We start from the raw sequence: 3,243 nt of genomic DNA, 5'->3' as shown, positions 1-3,243 counted from the left end.
CTCCCATAAAGTAGTTCGTCCAATTTTAAATCTTGCTGCCACTGTTTCTCTGCTTTCTCCTTCGTCTAGCGCTTCCATTGCTTTTTTCCTTAAGTCATAACTATATGCTGCTGGCACTCAACCTCCTTATCATCTTCTATCCTTATCTTATCACATCCGGACTTCTATGAAAAGAGCTATAATTTATAGCTCCGCTTCTATCAGGGCATAGGATGACAGAAGTGGGCTTTAATGGCTGTAGTACTATAGCTGTTATACGCCAAAAGTAAGTATTAGATATAACAAATAGAAGAAATTAGATAGAATGATTAAAGGGGCAAGGGTATAAAGGTTTAACTTAAAATAACCTGATAAAATTTGAATCACACTTCCAAGTGCTGGCACCCATGAAAGTAATGTAACTGCACAAATCAGTAGATTTTTTACGATTTTTGGTGTTTTATGCTCGTTCTCTAGTTTGTGGTATGATTTTCGTATAGAGATTGTTATTCTACCTAAGTACCAGTTAACTATTCCACCAAGGCTTGATCCTAGTACTCCAAAAAATAACACCAGTAGTGGAGTGTAATACGACCTGAAATAAAGCATCGTATTGAACACAAAACCTTGATGTATGGGTAAAACTAACGACGATACTAGACTATCTGTGAATAACAGAAAGTAATTTTCCATATGAGTTTACCAGGTTGTTGTACCATCTTCATTGTCAGAAATTGTAATCCCCATTTGTTTCAACTGATTTCTTATTTTGTCTGCAGTATCGTAATTTTTATTTTTTTTTGCAATTTTTCTTAAGTCTATCAACCTTTCTATTTCTTGATGATTTACATCCACAGCAAACCACTTTTCATAACTTGACTCAAGAAGACCAATAAATCTGGCACTCTTAACAAAACTCTCAGTTAATTTAAGCTTTTCACTTTCATTACTCATTTTGTTAATTTTTGCAGCCATTTCATGTAATATAGCTAGAGCTTCAGGAATGTTTAAGTCGTTTTTTAAAGCGTCTATAAAATCTTTAGAAATCTCTGCGTTACTTTCATCAATATTCGTTATATCTAAACCACGTAATAACCGATAAAATTTGTTTAAGGTTTCCTCTGCATCAGAAATAACGTTTTCTGTCCAATCAAGTGGTTTTCTGTAGTGAGTTTTGAGCAGTGCATAGCGTATTACTTCACCCTTTATTCCACTATCTAGCAAATCTCTTACTTTGACTATATTAAATAAGGACTTGCTCATTTTTTCTTCATTTACTGTAAGAAAGCCGTTATGTATCCAGTATTTTGCAAACATTGATCCAGCAAATGCAGACTTACTCTGTGCAATTTCATTTTCATGGTGAGGAAATTGTAAATCTATGCCGCCACCATGAATATCAAAATCTTTGCCAAGGTAAGCATATGACATTGCTGAGCATTCTATATGCCATCCAGGCCTGCCCTCTCCCCATGGGCTATCCCAATAACTTGAAAGTTTGTAGTCAATATCACTTGCAGGCTTCCACAGCACAAAATCTCCCGGGTGCTTTTTATTTTCATTAACTTCAACTCTGCTACCTGGAACCAATTCATCAGTTTTTTTTCCTGATAAAGCACCATATTCATGGTAAGATTCTATATTAAAATACACGTGTTTGTCAGATTCGTAAGCGTGGCCTGATTGCAGCAAATGTTCAATTAATTTTATAATATAATCTACGTTTTCCGTTGCTTTTGGTTCATATGTTGGCTTTTTACAATTTATGCTTTCCATATCATCATGAAAAGCTTTAATGTAATATGTGGTTATACTTTCTGTGTTGCTATTTTTCTCGCTTGCTGCATTAATTATCTTATCATCAATGTCGGTTATGTTACGCACATAGGTAACTTTGCCATAACAAAACTTAAGTAGCTGAAATAACACATCATACACAACAACAGACCGTGCATTGCCTATATGTGCTGTGTCATATACTGTTGGTCCGCAAACATACATTTTCACATGATCTTTATCGATTGGTGTAAAAAGTTCCTTTTTTTTTGTTAAGGTGTTGTAAAGCCTAACCATATACGAAGCTTTTGAGAAAAGAAAATGCCCCAATGATAAGTTGTGGCCCTTTGACTACTACAACAAGAGTAAGCAATAACCCACACAATGATATTAGAACTCCCAATATGGATAGAAACCCATCTTTACTCATGATACCAAGCGAAATAAGAGTTGTACCAATTGCAGGAATGAAGTTAGTAAGAGGTAGTGGAAGAGCTATTGATAACGCACAAAGCAGCATTATAAAAGCTAAAATTTTTTCACCGGGCCCATAGAAAATAAAAGACATTCTTGGTCTCATGAACTTTTCTATTTTTTTTAATGCTGGAGAAGTTTTCTCTACCACAAAAGCTAGTGTTGAACGCTGAAAAGACCTTCTTTCCAACCAATGCGGCATCCAAGGAGAATCAAATCCAAATAGAAGCTGCAGTGAGAATAAGATTAAAGGTATAGAAAGAATAGTTGTATAACCAGGTGGAACCGGTATAGGCACCGATAGCGGCAAGGAGAAGATGATTATTAAAATACCAAAACCACGCTCATGCAAAGCTGTTTTAATGTCAAACAAAGTTACTTTATCGATATCATTGTTATTGGTATCTGCAACTTCTTTTAGAATATCAGAAGCTAATTTATCACTTTTAGTCAACTTATCATTTTTTGACACGAAAAACCTTTGATAAAAATAATTCTTAACACAATTATTGTTTTATTTCAATATGCATTATTCATTTTGCGCTAGTAATTCGTTCTTTTGTTAAAGTGTTGTAAAGCTTTTAAGAAGAGAAAGTGCTCCGGTTATAAGTTGTGGTCCTTTGACTATTACAACAAGAGTAAGCAACAACGCGCACAATGATACTAAAACTCCCAATATGGATAGAAACCCGTCTTTACTCATAATGCTAAGTGAAATAAGAGTTGTGCCAATTGCAGGAAGGAAGTGAGTAAAAGGTAATGGAAGAGCTATTATTATTGCACAAAGCAACATCATAAAAGCCAGAATCTTCTCACCAGGCCCATAGAAAATGAAAGACAGTCTTGGCTTCATGAATTTTTCTATTTTTTCTAATACAGGGGAAGTTTTCTCTACCACAAGAGCTAGTGTTGAACGCTGAAAAGATCTTCTTTCTAGCCAACTGGGCATCCAAGGAGAATCAAATCCAAATAGAAGCTGCAGTGAGAATAAGATTAAAGGTATAGAAAGAATAG

General features: G+C 34.9%; 5 protein-coding genes. All 5 read right to left on the bottom strand.

Annotation, left to right across the window (positions count from 1 at the left end; translation table 11 throughout):
- The coding region (locus ACIPNH_RS05070) for an IS630 transposase-related protein (RefSeq protein WP_400771409.1) at positions 1-117 on the bottom strand (117 nt) is incomplete at its 3' end.
- Positions 118-252: 135 nt separating this feature from the next.
- A complete protein-coding gene (locus ACIPNH_RS05065; RefSeq protein WP_400772065.1) occupies positions 253-672 on the bottom strand; it encodes a YqaA family protein in 420 nt (139 codons plus the stop codon).
- 6 nt (positions 673-678) lie between these two features.
- On the bottom strand, positions 679-2,052 hold the full coding sequence (gene cysS, locus ACIPNH_RS05060) for a cysteine--tRNA ligase (protein ID WP_400772063.1): 1,374 nt from the start codon (positions 2,050-2,052) through the stop codon (positions 679-681).
- Positions 2,045-2,701, bottom strand: a complete 657-nt coding sequence (locus ACIPNH_RS05055) for an exopolysaccharide biosynthesis protein (protein WP_400772061.1) — start codon at positions 2,699-2,701, stop codon at positions 2,045-2,047. Before ACIPNH_RS05055 ends, cysS begins: the two co-directional genes overlap by 8 nt.
- Positions 2,702-2,791: 90 nt before the next feature.
- Positions 2,792-3,243 (bottom strand): exopolysaccharide biosynthesis protein (locus ACIPNH_RS05050; RefSeq protein WP_400772059.1); only part of this gene is annotated, 452 nt, incomplete at its 5' end.

It is taken from the genome of Wolbachia endosymbiont of Drosophila barbarae, assembly GCF_044752445.1.
Taxonomy (GTDB): domain Bacteria; phylum Pseudomonadota; class Alphaproteobacteria; order Rickettsiales; family Anaplasmataceae; genus Wolbachia; species Wolbachia pipientis.
This window is presented reverse-complemented; position numbering and strand designations above follow the sequence as displayed.